This is a genomic window from Rothia mucilaginosa ATCC 25296 (assembly GCF_000175615.1).
GTDB lineage: Bacteria > Actinomycetota > Actinomycetes > Actinomycetales > Micrococcaceae > Rothia > Rothia mucilaginosa.
On record NZ_ACVO01000005.1, the window covers coordinates 119,751 to 141,705 of the forward strand.

The 21,955-nt window shown below is 58.8% G+C and carries 18 protein-coding genes; 17 read left to right on the forward strand and 1 reads right to left on the reverse strand.

What is annotated here, in order from left to right:
* The first annotated feature begins 36 nt into the window (after nucleotides 1-36).
* The 6 genes from thrC to ROTMU0001_RS01695 all read left to right on the forward strand — a co-directional run bounded on the left by thrC (nucleotide 37) and on the right by ROTMU0001_RS01695 (nucleotide 8,498).
* A complete protein-coding gene (gene thrC, locus ROTMU0001_RS01670; RefSeq protein ID WP_005507788.1) occupies nucleotides 37-1,137 on the forward strand; it encodes a threonine synthase in 1,101 nt (366 codons plus the stop codon).
* A 122-nt stretch (nucleotides 1,138-1,259) separates the two neighbouring features.
* Nucleotides 1,260-2,228: a homoserine kinase gene (gene thrB, locus ROTMU0001_RS01675; protein WP_005507789.1), complete on the forward strand. Its 969-nt coding sequence runs from the start codon at nucleotides 1,260-1,262 to the stop codon at nucleotides 2,226-2,228.
* A gap of 511 nt (nucleotides 2,229-2,739) precedes the next feature.
* Nucleotides 2,740-4,872 carry a transcription termination factor Rho gene (rho, locus tag ROTMU0001_RS01680; RefSeq protein ID WP_005507790.1) on the forward strand — a complete coding sequence of 711 codons (2,133 nt, stop codon included), beginning with the start codon at nucleotides 2,740-2,742 and terminating at the stop codon, nucleotides 4,870-4,872.
* A gap of 143 nt (nucleotides 4,873-5,015) precedes the next feature.
* Nucleotides 5,016-6,098, forward strand: a complete 1,083-nt coding sequence (gene prfA, locus ROTMU0001_RS01685; protein ID WP_005507792.1) for a peptide chain release factor 1 — start codon at nucleotides 5,016-5,018, stop codon at nucleotides 6,096-6,098.
* A 134-nt stretch (nucleotides 6,099-6,232) separates the two neighbouring features.
* Nucleotides 6,233-7,141, forward strand: a complete 909-nt coding sequence (prmC, locus tag ROTMU0001_RS01690) for a peptide chain release factor N(5)-glutamine methyltransferase (protein WP_005507794.1) — start codon at nucleotides 6,233-6,235, stop codon at nucleotides 7,139-7,141.
* 169 nt (nucleotides 7,142-7,310) lie between these two features.
* Nucleotides 7,311-8,498, forward strand: a complete 1,188-nt coding sequence (locus ROTMU0001_RS01695) for an L-threonylcarbamoyladenylate synthase (protein ID WP_005507795.1) — start codon at nucleotides 7,311-7,313, stop codon at nucleotides 8,496-8,498.
* Between the two features lie 174 nt (nucleotides 8,499-8,672).
* Here ROTMU0001_RS01695 and ROTMU0001_RS01700 read toward each other — a convergent pair whose 3' ends face one another.
* Nucleotides 8,673-9,674: an NAD-dependent epimerase/dehydratase family protein gene (locus ROTMU0001_RS01700; protein WP_005507796.1), complete on the reverse strand. Its 1,002-nt coding sequence runs from the start codon at nucleotides 9,672-9,674 to the stop codon at nucleotides 8,673-8,675.
* Between the two features lie 429 nt (nucleotides 9,675-10,103).
* On the opposite strand from ROTMU0001_RS01700, the gene ROTMU0001_RS01705 reads away from it, so the two are divergent.
* From ROTMU0001_RS01705 to ROTMU0001_RS01755, 11 genes are all read left to right on the forward strand, one after another.
* On the forward strand, nucleotides 10,104-12,068 hold the full coding sequence (locus tag ROTMU0001_RS01705; protein WP_005507797.1) for a glycosyltransferase family 2 protein: 1,965 nt from the start codon (nucleotides 10,104-10,106) through the stop codon (nucleotides 12,066-12,068).
* Nucleotides 12,068-14,026, forward strand: coding sequence for a polysaccharide biosynthesis protein (locus tag ROTMU0001_RS01710; RefSeq protein WP_005507798.1), 1,959 nt, complete (start codon nucleotides 12,068-12,070; stop codon nucleotides 14,024-14,026). Before ROTMU0001_RS01705 ends, ROTMU0001_RS01710 begins: the two co-directional genes overlap by 1 nt.
* 253 nt (nucleotides 14,027-14,279) lie before the next feature.
* Complete coding sequence (locus ROTMU0001_RS01715; protein ID WP_005507802.1) at nucleotides 14,280-15,566, forward strand: MraY family glycosyltransferase; 1,287 nt, start codon at nucleotides 14,280-14,282, stop codon at nucleotides 15,564-15,566.
* Entirely contained in the window at nucleotides 15,566-16,138 is a 573-nt protein-coding gene (locus ROTMU0001_RS08940) for a hypothetical protein (RefSeq protein WP_052293944.1), read from the forward strand. Before ROTMU0001_RS01715 ends, ROTMU0001_RS08940 begins: the two co-directional genes overlap by 1 nt.
* Nucleotides 16,139-16,166: 28 nt before the next feature.
* The gene (locus ROTMU0001_RS01725) at nucleotides 16,167-16,427 is read left to right on the forward strand and encodes a hypothetical protein (protein WP_005506464.1); all 261 of its coding nucleotides are present in this window, start codon (nucleotides 16,167-16,169) and stop codon (nucleotides 16,425-16,427) included.
* 112 nt (nucleotides 16,428-16,539) lie between these two features.
* The gene (atpB, locus tag ROTMU0001_RS01730) at nucleotides 16,540-17,331 is read left to right on the forward strand and encodes a F0F1 ATP synthase subunit A (protein WP_005507804.1); all 792 of its coding nucleotides are present in this window, start codon (nucleotides 16,540-16,542) and stop codon (nucleotides 17,329-17,331) included.
* A gap of 143 nt (nucleotides 17,332-17,474) precedes the next feature.
* Nucleotides 17,475-17,678 (forward strand): ATP synthase F0 subunit C, encoded by a 204-nt coding sequence (gene atpE, locus ROTMU0001_RS01735; RefSeq protein ID WP_005506461.1) that lies wholly within the window; start codon nucleotides 17,475-17,477, stop codon nucleotides 17,676-17,678.
* A 51-nt stretch (nucleotides 17,679-17,729) separates the two neighbouring features.
* The gene (locus ROTMU0001_RS01740; protein WP_005506460.1) at nucleotides 17,730-18,287 is read left to right on the forward strand and encodes a F0F1 ATP synthase subunit B; all 558 of its coding nucleotides are present in this window, start codon (nucleotides 17,730-17,732) and stop codon (nucleotides 18,285-18,287) included.
* Entirely contained in the window at nucleotides 18,287-19,099 is an 813-nt protein-coding gene (locus ROTMU0001_RS01745) for a F0F1 ATP synthase subunit delta (protein ID WP_005507806.1), read from the forward strand. Before ROTMU0001_RS01740 ends, ROTMU0001_RS01745 begins: the two co-directional genes overlap by 1 nt.
* A gap of 187 nt (nucleotides 19,100-19,286) precedes the next feature.
* Complete coding sequence (gene atpA, locus ROTMU0001_RS01750) at nucleotides 19,287-20,912, forward strand: F0F1 ATP synthase subunit alpha (RefSeq protein ID WP_005507807.1); 1,626 nt, start codon at nucleotides 19,287-19,289, stop codon at nucleotides 20,910-20,912.
* Nucleotides 20,913-20,987: 75 nt separating this feature from the next.
* Nucleotides 20,988-21,929, forward strand: coding sequence for a F0F1 ATP synthase subunit gamma (locus tag ROTMU0001_RS01755; protein WP_005507808.1), 942 nt, complete (start codon nucleotides 20,988-20,990; stop codon nucleotides 21,927-21,929).
* Nucleotides 21,930-21,955 lie beyond the last annotated feature (26 nt).

The window sequence follows — 21,955 nt, forward strand, 5'->3', positions numbered from 1 at the left end:
CCGGCGGGCGGGGCGCCAAGATTGAAGGAGAAGCCAATGGCACACGTGTGGCAGGGCGTTATCAATGAGTACCGTGACCGTCTGCCCTTCGCAGACGATGTGAAGGCTGTGACCCTGGGCGAGGGCGGTACCCCGCTGATTCACGCGCCGGCACTGTCTGCTGAGACCGGTAACACCGTTTACCTGAAGTTTGAGGGTATGAACCCGACCGGTTCGTTTAAGGACCGCGGTATGACCAGCGCGATGACCGCCGCTAAGCGTGACGGTGCGAAGGCTGTTGTGTGTGCTTCGACCGGTAACACTTCCGCGTCGGCTGCTGCGTACGCTCTGCAGGCTGGTATGCGCTGTGCAGTGCTGGTTCCGGACGGCAAGATTTCTATGGGTAAGCTGTCTCAGGCGATTGCTCACGGTGCTGACATCATTCAGATTGACGGCAACTTCGATAACTGCCTGGAGATTGCTCGCAAGCTCAGCGAGAACTACCCGGTGTTCCTGGTGAACTCGGTCAACCCTTACCGTATTGAGGGCCAGAAGACCGGTTCGTTCGAGGTCGTTGACACCCTGGGTGACGCTCCCGATTACCACCTGCTGCCGGTTGGCAACGCGGGTAACATCACCGCGTACTGGAAGGGCTACAAGGAGTACTCGGAGCCTTACACCAACCGTGACGGTAAGGTGCTGGAGCCGGTTGCGACCAAGCGTCCGATTATGTGGGGCTTCCAGGCTGCTGGTGCTGCACCGATCGTTGCTGGTCACCCGATTGAGGCTCCTGAGACCATTGCGACCGCGATCCGTATCGGTAACCCCGCGTCGTGGGAGAAGGCTGAAGCTGCTCGTGACGAGTCCGGCGGCGTGATTGAGGCTGTCACCGATGAGGAGATTCTGGAGGCGCACCGCTGGCTGTCTTCCCGCGAGGGTGTCTTCGTGGAGCCGGCTTCGGCTGCCGGTGTTGCGGGTCTGCTGAAGAAGCACCGCGCCGGTGAAGCTCCCGAGGGTAAGACCATCGTCATCACCGTGACCGGTCACGGTCTGAAGGACCCGCAGTGGGCTCTTGAGGCTGTGAACGGCGTGAAGGTTGAGCCGACTAAGGCTCCCTTCGACGTGGTTGCTGTGGCAGATATTCTCGATTTGCACTAGCCTATTCATACTACGTTGTGCACTCCGTCCCGTGTTTGCGGGGCGGGGTGCACCTGCATGACAGCCCTTTTTGTATCTTTCACCTATTCACTCATTACGTCACCGATCGCGAGGTTCTTCTCATGTCTTCCCTGCATATTTCTGATATTCCGGTGGGCGCGTCCGTTAAGGTTCGCGTTCCCGCTACGAGCGCTAACCTGGGTCCCGGCTATGACAGCATGGGTTTGGGTCTTGGCTTCTATGATGAGCTGGTTGTTGAGCGTATTGAGTCCGGTCTGGAGTTTGAGCTCAGTGGTGAGGGTAGCGCGGATGTTCCTCGCGATGAGAGCCACCTGGTTTTGCAGGCGATGAAGGCTGGTTTCGCGGCGGCTGGTTTGGATGAACTGCCCCCGGTGAAGCTGATTGCTGATAATAAGATTCCGCATTCTCGCGGTATGGGTTCTTCGGCGTCGGCTATTGTGGCGGGTGTGGCTGCGGCGAGCGGTCTGCTGCCGGAGGAGCACCGTCTGAGCCGTGAGCAGATGCTACAGGTCGCCTCCGATATGGAGGGCCACCCGGATAACGTGGCTCCGGCGATTTACGGCAACCTGTCGGTGTCTTGGGGTGAGATGGGTAACTGGAAGACCCTGATTATTCCGGTGCATCCTGATGTTCACCCTGTGGTGGCTGTGCCCGATTATGAGGTGTCGACGAAGCTTGCTCGTTCGCTGATTCCTGAGGAGATGCCCCACGTTGAGGCGGTGGCGAACTCCGCTCGTGCGGCGTTGCTGGTGCGCACTCTCTCTGATGCTCCCGAGTACCTTATGGATGCGACCGTGGATTACCTGCATCAGGGGTACCGCGTGACCGCGATGGAGCCGTCCGCTGTGCTGGTTGCGTACCTGCGCAGTCAGGGTTTTGCTGCGGTGATTTCTGGCGCTGGCCCTACTGTTTTGACCTTTGCGCACGGTGACGAGCAGGTGCAGCAGGTGCAGGAGGCTATTGCCGAGTTCGCGGCGACTCACCCCTGTAGCGCTATTGTGGATCGTCGCCTGAACTGGCGGGTTCTTCCTCTTGAAATTGATACTGAAGGTGTTATAGTTACTCAGTAGGACGTTATTAGTTCGTCCTATGTTGAGGTTCGCCCGTCGTTCAATGTAGACCGTCGATACTATCCTTCGTAACGTACTTCCGTTTCCCCTTATGCCTCAGGTGCTTTTGTATCTGGGCGGGAGCCGGCAGGGTTCGGGGGAGTGCCTTTGGATTCCACGTCTTTCTTTGTTTCTGACGCATAGGGGAAGACTTTTCTGGGGGTTCGGTTTCGCGGCGGGTGCCCTTTCAAAGTGACCAATCCATCCTCTTCATCTCGTGTAGATGGTTCTATAGATGATGGTTTGGGCTTGCCCACATTTGTGATAGAGCGCCTTATCTTCCGTGTGTGCTCGCTGTGTCTGAATCAGCGGGTACGGTAAGAGACGCGAACCGCCTCCAGCGCGGTTCGAGGGAGTCGAAGGTGCAGACTGCTGTTTTCTTTCGGCAGTGTCTAAACCTTTGACCGCGCTATAGCGCCCGCCCGATCTTTATTCTGAAGATTTTCAGGGCTTATAACCAAAGGAATTGTAGTTGGCAAAGAATATTGTTGTCACCGATGAGTACGGTACGGCGGCTGCCGCACCGGAACTTGCAAACTTGAAGGTCGCGCAGCTGCGTGTCCTCGCCCAGCAGCTTGGTATCCGCGGCTATTTGAAGTTGAAGAAGGCTGAGCTGGTTCAGGCTCTTGAGGAGCATCAGCGTGGCGGCGCCGTAGCCGCTCCTGCTGAGCCCAAGGCTGAGACTCCCGCTGCTGAGAAGGTTGAGGAGTCTAAGCCTCGCCGTACCCGCCGTACTCGCGCCCAGAAGGATGCCGAGGCGAAGGTGGAGAAGGTTGAGAAGACCGAAAACACGGAGGCTGCTGAGGCTCCCGCCGAGGGCGCTGAGAAGGCTGAAAAGTCTGAGAAGCGTACCCGCTCTTCCCGCCATGAGACTCCCGCTCAGAAGCGTGCGCGCGCTCGCCGCGCCGCTGAGGGCGAGGACGCATCGGCTGAGAAGTCCGAGAAGACTGAGAATAACGAGAAGCCGGAGAAGCGTACCCGCCGCACCCGCACCCGTAAGGAAGAGAAGCCCGCTGAGCTTCCCCCGCTGGATGTGCGTGCTGAGCTGGCTGCTGAGCGTATTGGTGAGCGTTCGGAGCAGGTTGACCTGCCCGGTAACTCGGCTGAGCTGAAGGCTGCTACCGCTGACGGCACCGCGAGCCTGGACAGCCTGAACGCTGCCCTGGACATGACTTTTGGCACCCCTGACGGTGAGAAGAGCTCGAAGCGTACTCGTACCCGTGAGCGTCGCCGCGACCAGGAGGGTGAGCGTACTGAGCGTCGTTCCAAGCGTGACCGCCAGGCGGAGCGTGCAGAGCGCAATGCTGAGCGTAGCGAACGTGCCGAGCGTAAGGCTGCTGAGCGTGCAGAACGCGCAGAGCGTGCCGAGCGCACTGAGCGCCGTTCCAAGCGTGACCGCCAGGCTGAGCGTGCTGAGAAGCAGGCTCGCCGCCGCGAGGAGAACGAGCCTCGTCTGAGCGAAGACGATGTGTTGGCACCGATTTCCGGTGTTCTGGACATCCTTGATAACTACGCTTTCGTGCGTACCACCGGCTACCTGCCCGGCACCAATGACGTGTACGTCTCCCTGGCTCAGGTGAAGAAGTACAACCTGCGTAAGGGCGACCACGTGCTCGGCGCGATTCGCGTGCCGCGCGAGGGTGAGTCGAACAACCGCCAGCGTTTCAACGCCCTGGTTCAGGTTGAGGCGATTAACGGTCAGAGCGTTGAGGAAGCAGCGAACCGCCGCGTGTTCTCGAAGCTGACCCCGCTGTACCCCAAGGAGCGTCTGCGCCTGGAGACCACCCCGAAGAAGCTGGGCACCCGCGTGGTTGACCTGGTGTCCCCGATTGGTAAGGGTCAGCGTGGTCTGATTGTGTCCCCGCCGAAGGCGGGTAAGACCCTCATGCTGCAGTCCATCGCGAACGCGATTACTGTGAACAACCCGGACGTGTACCTGATGATGGTTCTGGTGGATGAGCGTCCTGAAGAAGTGACCGATATGCAGCGCACCGTCAAGGGTGAGGTTATTGCCTCGACCTTCGACCGTCCCGCTGAGGATCACACCACTGTTGCTGAGCTGGCTATTGAGCGTGCGAAGCGTATGGTGGAGCTCGGCTACGATGTGGTCGTGCTGCTGGACTCCATGACCCGCCTGGGCCGCGCATACAACCTGGCGGCTCCCGCATCCGGTCGTATCCTGTCTGGTGGTGTGGATTCTGCCGCACTGTACCCTCCGAAGAAGTTCTTCGGCGCTGCCCGCAACATTGAAGAGGGCGGCTCGCTGACCATCCTGGCTACCGCGCTGGTTGAGACCGGCTCGAAGATGGACGAAGTGATCTTCGAAGAGTTCAAGGGCACCGGTAACATGGAGCTGCGCCTGTCCCGTCAGCTGGCGGATAAGCGTATCTTCCCGGCGGTTGATATTAATGCTTCTGGTACTCGCCGCGAGGAGAACCTGCTCTCCCCGGATGAGATTAAGATTATGTGGGGTCTGCGCCGTGCCCTGGCGGGTATGGAACCCGAGCAGGCTCTGGGTGTTCTGACCAACCAGCTGCGTAAGACTGAAAGCAACGTGGAGTTCCTTCTGACGGTTCAGAAGAACGGTCTGCGTCTGGTCGACTAAGGCTCGTATCTCACGCGCCCCACCTCCTCATTGTGGGTGGGGCGCGTGAGCCGTTCGTTTTGTGCATCCCCGTTGTGAGGGGTGTGAGATGTCTAGTGCCTGCCCGTGCGGCGTAAAGTGCGGGAGATGGAAGAGAGAACAGAATGTTTGAATCTATTCAGGTTCTGCTGGATGAGCACGCTGACCTGCAGAATCAGCTGGCTGACCCCGCCGTGCAGGCGAATCAGGGTAAGGCACGCCGTGTGGGCCGCCGCTACGCGGAGCTGACCGGTATTGTGACTGCGTACAACAAGTACACTTCGCTGAAGGATGACCTTGAGGCTGCTCGCGAGATGGCTGATGAGGATCCGGATTTCGCGGCGGAGATTCCCGGTCTGGAGGAGGAGCTGGAGGTTGCTCAGGAGAAGCTGCGCCGCCTGCTGATTCCGCGTGACCCGGATGATGGCCGTAACGTCATTCTTGAGGTGAAGGCTGGTGCCGGTGGTGACGAGGCGGCTCTGTTCGCTGGTGACCTGCTGCGCATGTACATGCGTTACGCCGAGCACAAGGGCTGGAAGACTGAGATTATTTCTTCGACCAGCACCGATGTTGGCGGTTACAAAGACGCCCAGATTGCTATTAAGGGCTCCTCGAATGAGCCGGCTGAGGGCGTGTGGGCGCATCTGAAGTATGAGGGTGGCGTGCACCGTGTGCAGCGTGTTCCGGCGACTGAGTCTCAGGGCCGTATCCACACTTCTGCCGCTGGTGTTCTGGTGTTCCCCGAAGTGGACGAGCCGGAAGAAATCGAGATTAACCAGAATGACCTGAAGATTGACGTGTACCGTTCTTCGGGCCCCGGTGGTCAGTCGGTGAACACCACCGACTCGGCGGTGCGTATTACCCACCTGCCGACCGGCATTGTGGTGGCGATGCAGAATGAGAAGTCTCAGCTGCAGAACCGTGAAGCTGCGATGCGCGTTCTGCGTGCGCGACTGCTGGCTCACCAGCAGGAGCAGATTGACGCTGAGAACGCGGCACACCGTGCTTCGCAGGTGCGTACCATGGACCGTTCGGAGCGTATCCGTACGTACAACTTCCCGGAGAACCGCATTGCGGATCACCGTACCGGCTACAAGGCGTACAACCTGGATGCCGTACTGAATGGTGACCTGGAGCCTGTGGTTCAGTCCGCTATTGAGATGGACGAGGCGCACCGCCTCGCTCAGGTGGGCCAGGAACAGAAGTAATTCTGTATTTGCCCGTGCCGATTCTTTGAAACGGTATGAGATGTTGGTGAGGGGGCTCGCCGCTACGGCGGTGGAGCCCCTTAGCCATATGCTGTGACAGGTTTTGAGCTGTTGAGAGAGCGTAAGGAGAGCTCATGAAGGTGAATGTGCACGACCCGCGCGGGGAAGAACTCGCGCAGGTACTCGCGCGCGCCACCGCGGCACTGGCGCAGGTGCCCAGCCCCCGCGTCGACGCCGAGCTACTCGCAGCGCACCTGCTCTACGACGGCTCACGCTCACGCCTACAGCACGCCGCGCTCATGGGGGAGCGGCTCACCCCCGAACAGGTCGCAGAGTACGAGGCGCTGGTCGCCCGCCGCGCCTGCCGCGAACCGCTGCAGCACATCACCGGCTCCGCTCCCTTCTACCGCCTAGAACTGGCAGTCGGACCGGGCGTGTTCGTACCCCGCCCCGAGACCGAGCTACTCGTCGAAGAAGCTCTCAAAGTGCTGGCCCCACGCACCAATTCGGCAACCGGTCAGCTGCGCATCGTCGACCTGTGCACCGGCTCCGGGGCTATCGCCGCGGCAATCAAGAGCGAACTGCCGAACGCCCAGGTGTTCGCGGTGGAACTCTCCGAAGACGCCATCCCCTACACCCGCAAGAACCTGGAGCCGCTCGGCGTGCACCTGGTTCAGGGGGATGCCCTCACCGCCCTGCCCGAACTTGCCGGAACCTTCGACGCGGTGCTCTCGAACCCTCCGTACATTCCGCCGGCGAACGTACCCGCTGACCCGGAAGCCGCCCTGCACGACCCGGACATGGCACTGTACGGCGGGGGAGAGGACGGCATGCAGATGCCCTCCGCAATTGCCGCCCGCGCCTTCGAGCTTCTTATCCCCGGCGGCCTGTTCATTATGGAGCACGACGACACCCAGGAAGACGCCGTCGCCGAGCTGTTGGCGCGTGTCGGTTTCGAGGGCTGCTACCCGGTGCGTGACCTGAATAATCGTCCGCGTCATAGCGTCGGTTATAAACCGCGCCCACTAGAGCCTTTAGACTAGTAGATGCACCACCTAGCCCGTGCCGGGCTACGTGAAGGCAACGCGTCCGCCTCCTCAGCCAGCTCAGAGCCGGTGAAATATGGTGAACCCCCGGAAGAGTGCTTCCACATGGCGCGTTGTGGGTGCCGGTGTCTCGCCGCATCCAGAAAAACATGAGAGAATAAGACCCGTGACTGCAAAGCTGTACCCCGTAACGACTGAAACTGAGACCCGCGAGGCCATCGAAGCTGCCCGCGAGGCGCTGAAGGCGCACGACACGATTGTGATGCCCACCGATACCGTCTACGGTATTGCCGCCGATGCTTTCTCGCATCAGGGCGTTGCCAAACTGCTGGCAGATAAGGGCCGCGACCGCACCATGCCGCCGCCCGTGCTGATCTTTGATCTTGCTGCGCTCGCTGGCGTGGTCGACGACGTTCCGGACGATATTTACGATCTGGGTGGTCGCTTCTGGCCCGGCGCGCTGACTATGATTCTTCACGCGTACCCGTCGCTGAGCTGGGATTTGGGCGAGACTCGCGGTACTGTTGCCGTGCGTGTTCCCGATGATGAGTTCGCCCTGAAGCTGCTGACTGAGCACGGTCCGCTGGCGGTGTCGAGCGCGAACAAGACCGGTCAGGAAGCCGCTCTGGACGCACAGACCGCCATGGATTCCCTGGGCGAGGACGTTGCCGTGGTGATTGACGGTGGCGCTCGTCCTAAGCCGCTTGAGTCTGAGCCGAATGAGGACGGCGTGGTTGTGGTGACTGAGCGTGACCCGGCACCGTCCACGATTCTGGATTGCACCTCCTTCCCCTACGTGGTGGTTCGTGAGGGCGCAATTTCTGTGGAGGAGCTGCGCGAGGTCGTTCCGACCATTCTGACTCGTGCGGAGGCTGACGAGCAGGCGGCTCGTAAGGTTGAGGAAGCTGAGGCTGCTTCTTCTGCGTCGTCTGAGTCGACTCCTTCTGAGCGTGCTCTGGATGAGCAGGCTGACCTGGATGAGGCGTACGAGCAGTGGGACAGCACCCACACTGTGAGCGGTGAGCCTGCTCGTCGCGCTTCGGCGCCGGTTGCCGGTTCTGTCGCTGCGTCTCTGCTGGGCGCTACTTCGGCTCTGTCTTCTGCTTTCAGCACTGGCGTGGATCAGGAGCGTTCGCGCGGCTACCGTGACAACACTCCGAAGCCGGTTCGTGCGGATGAGCCCCAGACCCACCCGGTTCCTGCTGATACTGCTCGCGCGCTGGTCTTTGGCGAGTCGAAGATTGAGACTGCCGCTAAGGATGAGGCTAAGTTGGCAGAGGCTAAGACTGAGGCTACCAAGACTGAAGCTGAGGCAAAGACCGAGCAGAAAGACGCCTCGGAGGATCACCTCTAAACCCCTGCGGGTTATAGCGCTCGGGCATAAATCTCGGAGCATAAAAACGTATAGGGAACCCCCGATATATCGTTCAGATATATCGGGGGTTCCCTTGCGTTATGAGCCCTCTAGAGGCGCGCCACTAGGCTGTGTGCTTCAGGCCGTGCACCTCTAGGAGAGTACGCGCGCTACCTAGTTCTTCTCGAAGCGGTGGTCCTTCTTCTTACCCAGCGCGGTGTGGGCATTGCGCAGTACTTCACGCACGCGCGGGGTGGGCAGAAGGTTGTTGTCACGTGCCCAGGAGTCGTCGATGCCCTGGCCAAACCACATGACCTCGACCTTACGCACGGATCCTGCGAACTTGTCATTCATCAGTTCGGAGACGGTGTAGCCCGCCTTGACGGCTGCGCGGCAGAGCCACTCGGGCAGGCGGTGCGGGTGGCGGCGACCAGCATCCACGGATGCGGAGGCGACGGTTGCGCCTTCCCAGGGCTGCAGCACGATGGTGGGTAGCTCGCCGGGGAAGGTGCCGAGCATGACCACGAATTCTGCGAGGGCGTGCACGCTGGAAACCGGGGACTTGCCGGTGCCTGCACCCGCAACGGATGCGAAGGGGGAGGATGCCATCTTGGCGAAGAGTTCGGTGGTGCGTCGGCCGCGGCCCTGCACGCTGGTTGCGCGCAGGATGCACAGTTCGGGTGCGCAGTCGGGGTGCTCTTCGAGGAAGTAGTCCTGCAGGTCGAGCAGCGCTTCTTCGCCGAGTGCCTTGGAGAAGGAGTAGGCGCTGAACGGGTTGGTCTCTTCGGAAGCATCTAGCACGAGGCGCGGGCCCTGCACAGCTGCGGAGGAGAGGTGGATGACGCGGCGCACACCGGTACGCTGTGCAGCGATTGCAATCACTGCGGGTAGCAGGGCGTTTGCGCCGACGAGCGGAGGTAGATCCTGCATATTGGGCGCTGCGAGGCCCGCAGCGTTGACGACGACCTGCGCGCCTGCGAAGGCTTCTGCGAGGGAGTCGATGATGCCTTCAAGCTGGTCTGCTTCGTCGATGATGCTGTCTACGTCGAGGGCTCGGGTTGCGAGTCGAGGTGCCTCAATGGGGTCGACGCTGATACCTTCTGCGTTCAGACGCGCGACGATGGAGGAACCAACGAAGCCGCTGGCGCCAATGACTTTCCACTTGGATTCGGACATCTCTTTTACCTCTCACGAGCCCGCGTACGTTGCGGGGAAAAATGGGGTCATTTCAACTTTCCCATATTTGAACAGTTTATGGGGAATTTGTGGGGTTTTATTCGGCCTCTGGTCGTTTTTTCGCACGGGGTGCACAGCGCAAACACAGGCTGTGAAGCTGATAGCTTGATAGACACCCAAAACTGGGTGTGCCGGTACGTCCGCTATGCGGATAAATCAACTGAATTCGGTTGTTTATTTGTCATAAAGTGCGTCTTTTGGGGTGATGGTTCACTCTCTAGTGGAGACCGCAGGTAGAATGTTTTCTTTGAGTGATATATCCACACGGTTGAATGCCGCGGGCGCGAGAAACACCAGAAGCGCCCTGTACGGTATGGGTGTATCGCGTACCGGCTGATTCAGGCGCATCGCGCCGCGGAGGGAGAACTTATGGCAGAAAAGTACAGCGACGTGACCGCTTTTGCCCAGCCTTCTTCCGATCAGTCTTCTTCTCACGATTCTTTGAACGAGTACCCCCGCACGGTCGCCGTGGTGGTGACTTATAACCGTGAGGACCTGCTGCCGAAGACCCTTGCTGGTATCGCTTCTGGTGAGCGTGTGCCTGCGGCGGTGGTAATCGTTGATAACGCCTCCACGGACGGTACTGCCGAGTATTTGCGCGCCCTCGACTATGAGCTGCCGGTGGATTGCATCCGTCTGGAGAGCAATATGGGCGGCGCTGGCGGTTTCGCGGTGGGTATTGACCGCGCCCTGGAATGCCATAACCCGGATCTGGTATGGGTTATGGATGATGACACCGAGCCGACCGAGAACACCCTGTCGGAAGCGGTTGCCGCCTGGCTGAACTATTCGCCGGTGCCTTCGCAGCGCCCCGCGGTGGTGGCCTCTCGTGTGGTGTGGACGAACGGCGAGGACCACCCGATGAACACTCCGCGCACGATGTTTGCGGCGGGGGAGCAACGTCATGCTCGTGCGCAGGCGGTGGGTGCCCGTCCGATTCGTAGCGCCTCGTTCGTGTCGATTCTGATGGATGCGCAGGCGATTCGCCGCAACGGCGGCCTGCCCATTGCTGAGTTCTTCATTTGGAATGATGACTTCGAGTTTTCGACTCGTCTGATTCATCACCGTGACGGCATTGCGGTTCCTTCCTCCGTGGCTAAGCACCACACGAAGACTTTTGGCACGACGAATGCTGACCCGGGCCCGCGTTTCTATAACGATGTGCGTAATAAGCTGTGGGTCTTTACCCGTTCGCGTACCCTGAACCCGCTGGAGAAGCTGCTGTACGGTGGCTCGTCGGCGCGCCTGTGGATTTCTACTGTTCTGCGCACTGATGACCGCCACACCTACCTGGGGTATTTCCTCAATGGTGTGCGTGATGGCTTGCGCGCGCCTCGCCCTAATGCTCAGGTGCTTGAGGGTGTTTACCCGCTGACCTTCCCCGGCCGCTACGGTGTGCCGGCTACTGCTAGCGCCGTTGAATCTGAGAAGGCGCGCAGTTGCGTGAGCTCTGTACCCGATTTCTCGGTGCTGATGAGCGTGTACGCGAAGGAGAACCCCGCCTATCTGGATCAGGCGTTGGAGTCGAATCTTCTGAACCAGACGGTGCGTCCTTCCGAGCTGGTTTTGGTGAAGGATGGTCCGCTGACCCCCGAGCTGGATGCCGTGGTGGATCGCTGGGTTCAGCATGCCGAGAATCTGGATTGCCCGCCGATTCAGGTGGTGGATCTGGCTCAGAATGTTGGTTTGGCGGAGGCGCTGAATGCCGGTCTGCAGGCGTGTTCGTATGAGCTGGTGGCTCGTGCTGATTCTGATGATCTGTCTGAGCCGACTCGTTTTGCGCGTCTGATTCCTGCCCTGGTGCAGGGTGGCTACACGGTGCTGGGCTCTGCCATGCTTGAGGTGAATGAGAGCAATACTGCGGTGGAGTCGACTCGCGAGGCGATTGTTGATTCCGAGCGTCTGCTGCGCGCGATGGATTCGCGCAACCCGATTTATCACCCGTCCGTGGCGTTCGTGAAGAGCGCCGTGCAACAGCTGGGCGGTTACGAGTTCGTGCCCGGCGCTGAGGATTGGTGGCTGTGGATGCGTCTGCGCGATGCCGGCTACCGTCTCGGCAATATCCCCGAGGCGCTAGTGCGTTACCGTGTGGGTGCGGGCGCGTACACGAAGCGCGGGGGAGTGGACGCCTGGTTGCAGGATGTGGCGATTCAGCGTCGACTGTACACCGGTCACAGTATTTCTAAGCTTCAGTGGGCTCAGAATATGGCGGTGCGTAGTGTGTACCGTTTTGTTCCTGAGCAGGCGCGCCGTTCGGCGTTTCGTGCGTTGTCGTCTTTGACGGCTCGTGCTTCTTCTCGTTCTTCTGGTACCGCATCTGAAGGAGGCATGTAGTGGCTCAGTTGAAACCTCACGCTCATGTGGTGATGCGGAAGGCTGCTCAGCGCGGCACGATGGTGACGGAGGGTGACTCTGGCACGATGCTGGTGAACCGCCTGTATGAGCGTAAGCCGTGGTGGTTGATTGCGCAGGCGCTGATTGATTCGAGCGCCTGGGTTCTGGCGGTTTTGTTCGCGTACATGCTCCGCTATAGTGTGCTGCTCAGTAACGGTTCGGTGTTCGATATTATTCACCCGGCGTCGTTGACGATGACCGCTACGTTGGCTGTGGTGTTGCACCTGGTCATTGGTCTGGCGGGTGTGAAGATTTATAACGGCGTGTATTCGTACGGTTCGTTTGACGAGTCGTGGCGTGCCGGCGCGGCTGCTTTGAGCGCGGGTGCGGCGTTGACTGCTTTCTCCTTTGTGGATGAGCTGTTGGGTCTGCCGCATATGCCGCATAGTGTGCCTGCAATCGCGGCGGCATTTAGCCTGATTATGATGGCGGGCGCCCGCATGGCGAAGCGCGTCTACACTGAGCGTGGTGCGGTGCGTGAGCTGACCGGTGAGCCGGTGATTGTGTACGGTGCCGGTTTTATTGGCGGCATGGTCATGGATTCGATGCTGCACGATGAGGATGCGAAGCTTCGCCCGGTTGCGGTCTTCGATGATGACCAGCTGAAGGCTGGTACGAAGTTCCACGGCATTTCGGTGATTACGACTTACCGCGAGCTGGAGCAGGTGATTCGTGAGTCGGGTACCCGTAAGATTCTGGTGACGATTTCGGATATGTCGGAGGATTACTTCGAGTCCTTCTGCAACCGCATGCGTAAGCTTAAGGTTGAGGTTCAGCGTATTAGTAGCGCGAATGCTCGACTGATGGGTGAGCGTCTGATTACCGCGAGCGATAACGACCTGATGCGCGTGATTCGTGGCGAGATTAACTACGATATTGACCGCGATATTCTGCGTTCGTACCTGCACGGTAAGCGCGTGCTGGTTACGGGCGCGGGCGGTTCGATTGGTTCGGAGCTGTGCCGTCAGATTAGCGAGTTTGGCCCTGAGACTCTCATGATGCTTGATCATGATGAGACTCTGCTGATGGAAACGAAGGTTTCGATTACTCACGAGTCGAGCCTGGACGATGACCGCATCATCCTGGCTGATATTCGTGAGGGTGATAACCTGCTGGAGATTTTCCGTGACCGTCGCCCCGAGGTGGTGTTCCACGCTGCGGCTTTGAAGCACGTGTCGGCGCTGGAGGCGTACCCGCAGGAGGCATGGAAGACGAACTCCTTGGGTACTCTGAACGTGCTGCGTGCCGCAGAGGCGGTGGGCGTGAAGACCTTCGTAAACGTTTCGACCGATAAGGCGGCGGATCCGAAGACTGCGCTGGGTCAGTCCAAGCGCGTGGCGGAGCGTCTGACCGCGTACTTTGGCGAGAAGACCGGCAATACCTACGTGTCGGTTCGTTTCGGTAACGTGTTTGGTTCGCGCGGTTCGATTAAGCCGCTCTTTACGAAGCAGATCCTTTCGGGTGGTCCGATTACTCTGACGGATAAGCGCGCGACCCGTTACTTCATGCTGATTACCGATGCCTGCCTGCTGGTGATGCTTGCCGGTGCGATTGGTCGCCCGGGCGAGGTCATGGTGCTGGATATGGGTCAGCCGGTCAAGATCCTGGACGTTGCGAAGGCGATGCGCCAGGCATATGAGCGGTATGACGTGGAGATCAAGGAGATTGGTCTTCGCAAGGGTGAGAAGCTGGATGAGGCTCTCTTCGGTGGCACCGAGAAACTGGTACCTAGTGAGGAGAACCGGTATATTTCCCGGTCGAGTGCCCCGGCACTTGACCCTGATGAGCTCGATTATGAGCTGTGGATTCAGAACTATCGGGAGCACAGCGGCTATGAGCGTCATGGCCTGGAGCGTGCCCCTGATCCGCGTACTCTGGCGGATGCACAGACGTTCTAATCTTTACGGAAATGACACCGGATGCTGCACTTGCGTGGCGGGTGCGGTATCCGGTGTTTTCTCTTTCTCGGGTGTAGAACATTTCAGGACGCAGAATATGCAGAACGTATGGAGAGAATCTGTAACGTTTAGTCCCGGGCTACTGAAGAGTTCTATAGAATACGAAGTAAACACACACTACGCACACATCGTCCTTTAGCTGCGATTCTGGAGCTTGCGTCCAGGGGAGCGGCGCCAATGCCTTGGAGCTGGTATGACCTCCTTTTCTGAGCTGTTGAGTATTTTTGCTCTTGCTTTTGTTTTGGGTGCCCTTTTGCCGTTTGCGGTGCGCCCAATTTTGCACCGCTACGACATGGTGGATGTTCCTAATGAGCGTTCTTCGCATACTGCTCCGACGTACCGCGGTATGGGTTTGGCAACGGCTGTGGCGACTCTTGTAGCGTTTGTGGCGGCTACCCTGTTCGGCTGGACGTACCGGTCTGCTGAGTCTTTGCAGCTGGCGGTGACGATTGCCGCGGCGATTCTGTGTGCTCTCGCCTTGGGCTGGCTGGAGGATATTCGCGGCGTGAGCATTGTGCGTCGTGCGGGCCTGCAGCTGGTAATTGGTGTGCTGGTGAGCGTGAGCTTTGCGACGGTGCAGGGCACGAACATTCTGCTGCTGATTCTGGGCGCGATTTTTATTGCCGGATACATTAACGTGGCGAACTTTATGGACGGCATTAACGGCATTTCTGGTGCTCACGGTCTGGTGGCTGGTTTGGCGTATGCGCTGACCGGTTGGATGGTGAACCTTCCGTGGCTGGCTTTGGCTGGTGTGGCTGTTGCCGGTGCTTTTGCGGCGTTCCTGCCGTGGAATGTGCGCCCGGGTAAGAACGTGTTTTTGGGCGATGCGGGTTCTTATGTTTTGGGCGCGGCGCTGGGCACGTTGGCTGTGGGTGCGTGGTTTGCGGATGTTCCGTTCCTGCTGGCTTTTGCTCCGCTGATGACTTATCTGGCGGACGCGGGTACGACTCTGTTCCGTCGTTTTATGGCGGGGGAGCAGTGGTACAAACCGCACCGCACTCACACGTATCAGCGTCTGACGGATGTTGGTTTCAGCCACCTTGGTTCGACCGCCGTGGTGACGGGTACGACCATTCTGGTGTGGGTGCTGTTGGCATTTGCGTCTGATCTGTATGCTGCAGGATCTGTGGTGGCGACCGTGGGTGTGGTGCTTGTGGCTCTTGCCGTGCTGGTGGTGTACCTGCGTATGCCGCAGCTCTTTGGTGGAGATGCTCCTACTTCTACGATTGACCTGTCGAAGCGTTTTGCGGCGAAGCCGAAGGACTCGGCGCCGAAGGCAAAGCCGACGGCTTCGGAGCCTGCTACCGGCTCGTTGACCTCGGCGACTGGCGTTCCGGCGACTCCGGAGCGTGTGGAGCCGACCTCGCTGCATCCGGAGCCGATTATGCCGGATTCTGTGAAGGATCGTGCGGGTCTGCACTCTTCTGTTTCCTCTTCTTCGACTCAGTCGAATCAGAACCGTGGGGAGAAACACTAATGGTTTCTGAACGCTCTAAACCTTCGGCTGAGGCTCATGTAGAGCCTCTCTGGAGGCGCGTAGTCGACGTTCTCTGGTATCCGCCTGCTGAACGCAAGAAGCAGCAGAAACACCGCCGAGAGCGTGCTCAAGCAGGTTTAAAGGTATCTTCCTTCGAGAGTCAAGAGCTTTCCTGGAAATTTTTGTTCTACAGAGTATCGACTTACTCTCTGCTGGCTTGGTTGGGCGGTATGATGAGTGCGTACCTGTTTGCGGGCCCCGTGGGCGCGCTAGGAATAACATTGGGCTTTCTGATAATCTATATATGCTTCACTCTGGGCGTATTAGTTATGTTGGTTGCTCCCATTTTCGACTGGGGTGTACCCAAATCGCTGGTGGTGAGCTACCTCGTGAAGATTGCTCTGCTCGGTCTGGTATTGATGTTTGTGCCATTCCCCGAGAATCTGAGGCACGGTTGGACTCTCGCAGGCGCATGTACCGGCGTGATTCTGTGGATTGTTATTGAAACAGTCAGCATCGCACGACTGAGAATTTTGTACTTCGACACCGACTCGGAAGACCATGGTCGGTAACACGATTGGTGTTTGAAAGGAAAAACGTTTGGCCGAAGAGAAGAAGTGGTGGGACGGAGATAAAAAGCTCCGCACCACCGGAGAATTGGTATCTGACGGAGGTCTCTCCGGCGCCGTCATGTCGATTCTCTATCTGATCATCGGTGTAGCGGTGTGGGGAGGCATCGGTTACCTCGGTGACCTGGTCTTCTCCACCACCTGGCTGGTGTGGGTTGGCGTCTTGATTGGCGCTGTCGGAGGTTTGACCCTCGTCTTTACCCACATGACCAGGCAGAATAAAGACCGTTAGGTCATTGAACGCGGACCGCTAGGTCACACATTCATCCATGTAGTTAGCATGTCAGTCGTTTATAGGCAGACATGGGCTCTTGATAGCCACTAGTAGCAAGAAAGGACTTGCTTTGATCGAGAACGGGTTGATCCTCGCGGAAGCCTATGTGCCGCCGACCCCTGAAGACATGCATCTGCCCCCCTTCTTCACCATTGGTGATTTCGCTTTCGGTAAGCAGAACGTACTGATTCTGCTGTCCGTGGTGATTATTGCGGTCTTCTTCCTCACCGCAGCACGTAAGCGTGCCATGGTTCCCGGCAAGACTCAGTTCATTGCTGAATCCGGCTACATGTTTGCTCGTAACTCCCTCGGCAAGGAAACCCTGGGTGTTCAGCACTACAAGCCTTTCGTGCCGATTCTGTTCGCCTCCTTCTTCTTCGTTCTGGTGAACAACCTCTTCGGTTCGATTCCGTTCGTTCAGCTGCCCTCCTTCTCCCACCCCGGTAGCGCCTACGCACTGGCTGGCGTAGCGTACCTGACCTGGGTTGGTGTTGGCATCAAGCGCAAGGGCCTGGGCGGCTTCTTCAAGGACATCACCATGCCTTCGGGTCTGCCGGTGTGGATTTACCCCATCCTGATCCCGATCGAGTTCTTCTCGAACCTGCTGATTCGTCCCGCAACTCACGCACTGCGTCTCTTCGCGACCATGTTCGGTGGTCACCTGGCGCTGATGGTTGCATCCAGCATGGTGACCTACATGGTTGAGACTCTGGGTGGCATCGGCTACCTGGCTGCTATTGCTCCTGGTGCTCTGGGCATGTTCCTGTACTTCCTGGAATTCATGATTCAGTGCATCCAGGCTTATGTGTTCGCTCTGCTGCTGGCTGTGTACCTGCAGGGCTCGGTTTCCGAGGGACACTAAACTCTTTAGTTTTTTAGGTTTTCACGTTCGTCATTGGGCGTGAATAAAGCAACCCACACGTTCACTGTGCGGGCTATTAACTCAAATCAAACTCTGTTCGGTCCGGGTATGTTCCCGGTCGAACACTGTTGAAAGGAAAAATAATGGTTGGTTCCATCACTGCGGTTGGCTACGGTCTGGCAGCTATTGGCGGCGGCATCGGCGTGGGTCTGATCTTCGCGGCATACATGACCAGCGTTGCTCGTCAGCCCGAGTCCCAGAAGACCCTGCAGCCCATGCTGTTCCTGGGCTTCGCACTGGTCGAGGCACTGGCAATTCTGGGCCTGGTTCTCGTCTTCATCAAGTAACCGGCTCTGCCACATCCTAAACGACCCATCCCATAGAACAGGATTCCCTCCATGATTTATCTGGCAAGCGACGGGGGAGCGGAGGCAACTTCGAACCCCCTGATTCCCGACGTCGGGGAAATTGTCATTACCCTCATCGGATTCCTGATCCTCTACTACATCGTTGCTAAGTACGTTGTCCCGGCGTTCGAGAAGATCTACCAGGACCGTAAGGAAGCAATCGAAGGTGGCCTTGCCAAGGCCGAGAAGGCACAGGCAGAGGCTGCAGCGGCTCGCGATGAGTACACCCAGCAGCTCGAAAGCGCTCGACTGGAGGCTCAGAAGATTCGTGAAGAGGCACGCGCAGAGGGCGAGGCAATCATTGCCGACGCTCGCGAGCGTGCAACCGCTGAGGCTCAGCGCATTAGCGATAATGCAGCAAAGGCTATCGAGGCAGAGCGTGCGGCAGCAGCAGTGTCCCTCCGTTCCGAGGTTGGCACTCTTGCTACGACCCTTGCCGGCAAGATTGTGGGCGAAGCCCTCAACGATGATGAGCGATCGGCCCGTGTGGTAGATCGTTTTCTTGCTGACCTTGAAACCGAGAAGCAGAACGCAGGTGCGGCTCGGTAATGGCAGGAGTATCTACTGAATCACTGAGCAAGGTGGAAGAGGTGCTGGAAGCTCACGCTTCCCTGCAGCCCCTGAACCTGGCGAGCGAGCTTTTCGCTGTGGTTGATGTTCTCGACCACAACGGCACCCTGCGCCGTGCTGTCACCGATTCTTCGCGTGATGCAGCAGCACGTCAGGGTATCGCTAACACCGTCTTCGACGGTAAGATCTCTTCGCAGGCTATGGCTGTGCTCACCAATGCGGTGACTCAGCGCTGGTCTGATGATGCAGATCTGGCGAACGCCCTGGAGCGTGCAGCAGTGCTCGCCGTGACCGCATCGGCTCAGTCTCGCGGTGGCGTGGATGCCCTGGACGAGGTGCTCAACGAACTACTCACCTTTGTGCGTACCGTTGATTCCAACGCTCAGGCGCAGGAAGCGCTGTCCGACCATCAGGCAAGCAAAGAAGCAAAGAAGAAGCTCGCCGTGGCGCTCGGTGGCCCCGCCACCACCGCCGAAGGTGTGCTTCTGCTCGAACGAGTTGGCTCCAACCCCCGCGGCCGTCACGCTGCACGGGTAGCCGATGAGTTCGCAGAAATCATCGTCACGCGACAGAACCGTTACATTGCGCGAGTAACTAGCGCGATTGCGCTGTCGCAGGCACAGCTTGAACGTCTCGGTCGCGCGCTCAACGCCGTGTACGGCCGTGAGCTGAAGCTCGACGTTTCGGTGGACCCCGCCGTTCTGGGCGGTCTGCGTGTTCAGGTGGGCGACGAGGTGATCGACGGTACCGTCGAGACCCGCATGTCCGACCTGACTCGTTCCATCGGCTAGCGGCTCAAGCTAGCGACGCTGAACCGTTCGTCGCAACGGTGATTTAGAAGATACCTCGGGTAGCGGGTGCGTGGCTGATGCCTCCTTCGCAGAAGTGGCGGCATTGCCCGCCCGTTCAACCCGAATTGCAAGTTTCGGTTGGTTCCGTTGACGGAACGCAACCACAATGAGAGAGCAGGGACACAAGATGGCCGAACTGACCATCAATGCCGAAGATGTCCGTAATGCGCTGAACGAGTTTGCAGCGTCTTACGAACCCGGCAATGCAGAACGTGTTGAGGTGGGTCGAGTTGTATCGGCCTCCGACGGTATCGCTCGTGTCGAGGGCCTTCCCTCGGTTATGGCGAATGAGCTGCTTCGTTTCGAAGACGGCACCCTCGGCCTCGCACAGAACCTGGATACCCGCAATATTGGTGTGATCGTCCTGGGTGACTTCACCGGTATTGAAGAGGGCCAGGTCGTACACCGCACCGGTGAGGTCCTCTCGGTGCCCGTTGGCGACGCGTACCTCGGTCGCGTTGTTGACCCCCTCGGTAACCCGATCGATGACCTGGGCCCCATTGAGGCTGAAGGTCGCCGCGCACTGGAGCTGCAGGCTCCCGGCGTGACCCAGCGTAAGTCGGTTCACGAGCCGCTGCAGACCGGTCTGAAGGCAATCGACTCGATGATTCCGATTGGTCGCGGTCAGCGTCAGCTGATCATTGGTGACCGCCAGACCGGTAAGACCGCTATCGCGATCGACACCATTCTGAACCAGAAGGACAACTGGGCTTCCGGTGACCCGGACAAGCAGGTTCGATGCATCTACGTGGCTGTTGGCCAGAAGGCATCCACCATCGCAGCTGTCCGCCACACCCTTGAGACTCGCGGCGCGCTGGAGTACACCACCATCGTGGCATCTCCCGCATCCGACGCAGCAGGCTTCAAGTACCTGGCACCCTACACCGGTTCGGCTATCGGCCAGCACTGGATGTACGGTGGCAAGCACGTCCTCATCATCTTCGACGACCTGTCGAAGCAGGCAGAAGCATACCGCGCTGTGTCCCTGCTGCTGCGCCGCCCGCCGGGACGTGAAGCATACCCCGGTGACGTCTTCTACCTGCACTCCCGCCTGCTGGAGCGTTGCGCTAAGCTCTCTGACGACCTGGGTGCAGGCTCGATGACCGGCTTCCCGATCATTGAGACCAAGGCAAACGACGTTTCCGCCTTCATTCCGACCAACGTCATCTCCATTACTGACGGCCAGATCTTCCTGCAGTCCGACCTGTTCAACGCTAACCAGCGTCCGGCAGTCGACGTCGGTATCTCCGTCTCCCGTGTTGGTGGTGCCGCACAGACCAAGGCTATGAAGAAGGTCTCCGGTACCCTGAAGCTGGAGCTGGCACAGTACCGTTCGATGGAAGCGTTCGCAATGTTCGCATCCGACCTGGACGATGCAACCAAGGCACAGCTGACCCGCGGTTCTCGCCTGACCGAGCTGCTGCGTCAGCCGCAGTACACCCCGTACGCAGTTGAAGAGCAGGTTGTCTCCATTTGGGCTGGTACCTCCGGTCACCTCGACGACATTGAGATTTCCGATGTGCTGCGCTTCGAGGCAGGCTTCATCGAGTACCTGCGTCACAAGACCTCGGTACTGACCGATATCGCTTCCTCCGGCAAGCTTGAGGATGACACCGTTGCAGCTCTGAAGTCCGCAGTTACTGACTTCAAGCAGGGTTTCAAGTCTGAGGGTAGCAGCCACCTCGTCGACGCAGGTCACGAGGAGCACAAGGCAGCTCGCGATAGCGACATCACTCAGGAAACCATCGGTTAGCGATTAGTCCTCGCCTTCTCCCCGCCTCAGCTATGAGGCTGGGGCGGGGCAGAAAGCAAGGAGAAAGGAAGCTCTATGGGAGCCCAGATTAGGGTTTACCGACAGAAGATTGCTTCGACGTCGTCTATGAAGAAGATCTTCAAGGCGATGGAGATGATCGCGACCTCCCGCATTAACAAGGCTCGTAACGCTGCTCAGGCAGCCGGCCCTTACGCGAACGCTCTGACCCGCGTGGTGACCGCGGTTGCGACTCAGCACGGCATTAAGCACCCGCTGATTCACAAGCCGCACGAGTTCGGAACCTACGAACACCGCCGCTCCGCAATCCTGGTTGTTACCAGTGACCGCGGTCTGGCAGGTTCGTACTCCTCCGCTATCCTGCGTCGTACCGAATCTCTGATTGAGAGGCTACGCTCTAACGGCCAGGAGGTACAGCTGTACCTGGTTGGCCGTAAGGCAAAGGCTTACTTCGAGTTCCGTGAGCGCCCCTACGCCCGTGCGTGGGAGGGCCACACCGATGCACCTCGCGTCGAAACTGCCGTCGAGATTCGTGACGCGTTGCTCGAAGCCTACGAACTGCCCTTCGAAGAGGGCGGCGTGGACGAACTGCACATCGTGTACACCGAGTTCAAGTCGATGGTTGTTCAGGAACCCAAGATCCTGCGCCTGCTGCCCATCCATGTGGGCGATGCAAAGGCTATGGGCGAGGAAATCGTTCCCGACCAGGAACTGACCAAGGCTGAGTACGAGCAGGCGGCATCCTTCGAGTTCGAGCCCTCCGCTGAGGAAGTGCTCAACGAGCTGCTGCCGCGCTACGTTGCATCCCGTATCTTCTCCTGCCTCCTGCAGGCAGCAGCAAGTGAGCTGGCATCCCGCCAGCGCGCAATGAAGACCGCAGGTGACAACGCTGAGACGCTGATTACCAAGTACACCCGTTTGATGAACAACGCACGTCAGGCGGAAATTACTCAGGAGCTCTCCGAAATCGTGGGCGGCGCAGACGCCCTCGGCTCCTAGTACTTGTACGCCAACGAAGCCATCAA

Bases quoted from the DNA above. Each gene is read 5' to 3' on its own strand.
- ROTMU0001_RS01740 (WP_005506460.1), top strand. From the start codon at position 17,730: ATGATTTATCTGGCAAGCGACGGGGGAGCGGAGGCAACTTCGAACCCC.
- prfA (WP_005507792.1), top strand. From the start codon at position 5,016: ATGTTTGAATCTATTCAGGTTCTGCTGGATGAGCACGCTGACCTGCAG.
- ROTMU0001_RS01745 (WP_005507806.1), top strand. From the start codon at position 18,287: ATGGCAGGAGTATCTACTGAATCACTGAGCAAGGTGGAAGAGGTGCTG.
- ROTMU0001_RS01715 (WP_005507802.1), top strand. From the start codon at position 14,280: ATGACCTCCTTTTCTGAGCTGTTGAGTATTTTTGCTCTTGCTTTTGTT.
- ROTMU0001_RS01705 (WP_005507797.1), top strand. From the start codon at position 10,104: ATGGCAGAAAAGTACAGCGACGTGACCGCTTTTGCCCAGCCTTCTTCC.
- thrC (WP_005507788.1), top strand. From the start codon at position 37: ATGGCACACGTGTGGCAGGGCGTTATCAATGAGTACCGTGACCGTCTG.
- atpA (WP_005507807.1), top strand. From the start codon at position 19,287: ATGGCCGAACTGACCATCAATGCCGAAGATGTCCGTAATGCGCTGAAC.
- atpE (WP_005506461.1), top strand. From the start codon at position 17,475: ATGGTTGGTTCCATCACTGCGGTTGGCTACGGTCTGGCAGCTATTGGC.
- thrB (WP_005507789.1), top strand. From the start codon at position 1,260: ATGTCTTCCCTGCATATTTCTGATATTCCGGTGGGCGCGTCCGTTAAG.
- prmC (WP_005507794.1), top strand. From the start codon at position 6,233: ATGAAGGTGAATGTGCACGACCCGCGCGGGGAAGAACTCGCGCAGGTA.
- ROTMU0001_RS01755 (WP_005507808.1), top strand. From the start codon at position 20,988: ATGGGAGCCCAGATTAGGGTTTACCGACAGAAGATTGCTTCGACGTCG.
- ROTMU0001_RS01700 (WP_005507796.1), bottom strand. From the start codon at position 9,674: ATGTCCGAATCCAAGTGGAAAGTCATTGGCGCCAGCGGCTTCGTTGGT.
- ROTMU0001_RS08940 (WP_052293944.1), top strand. From the start codon at position 15,566: ATGGTTTCTGAACGCTCTAAACCTTCGGCTGAGGCTCATGTAGAGCCT.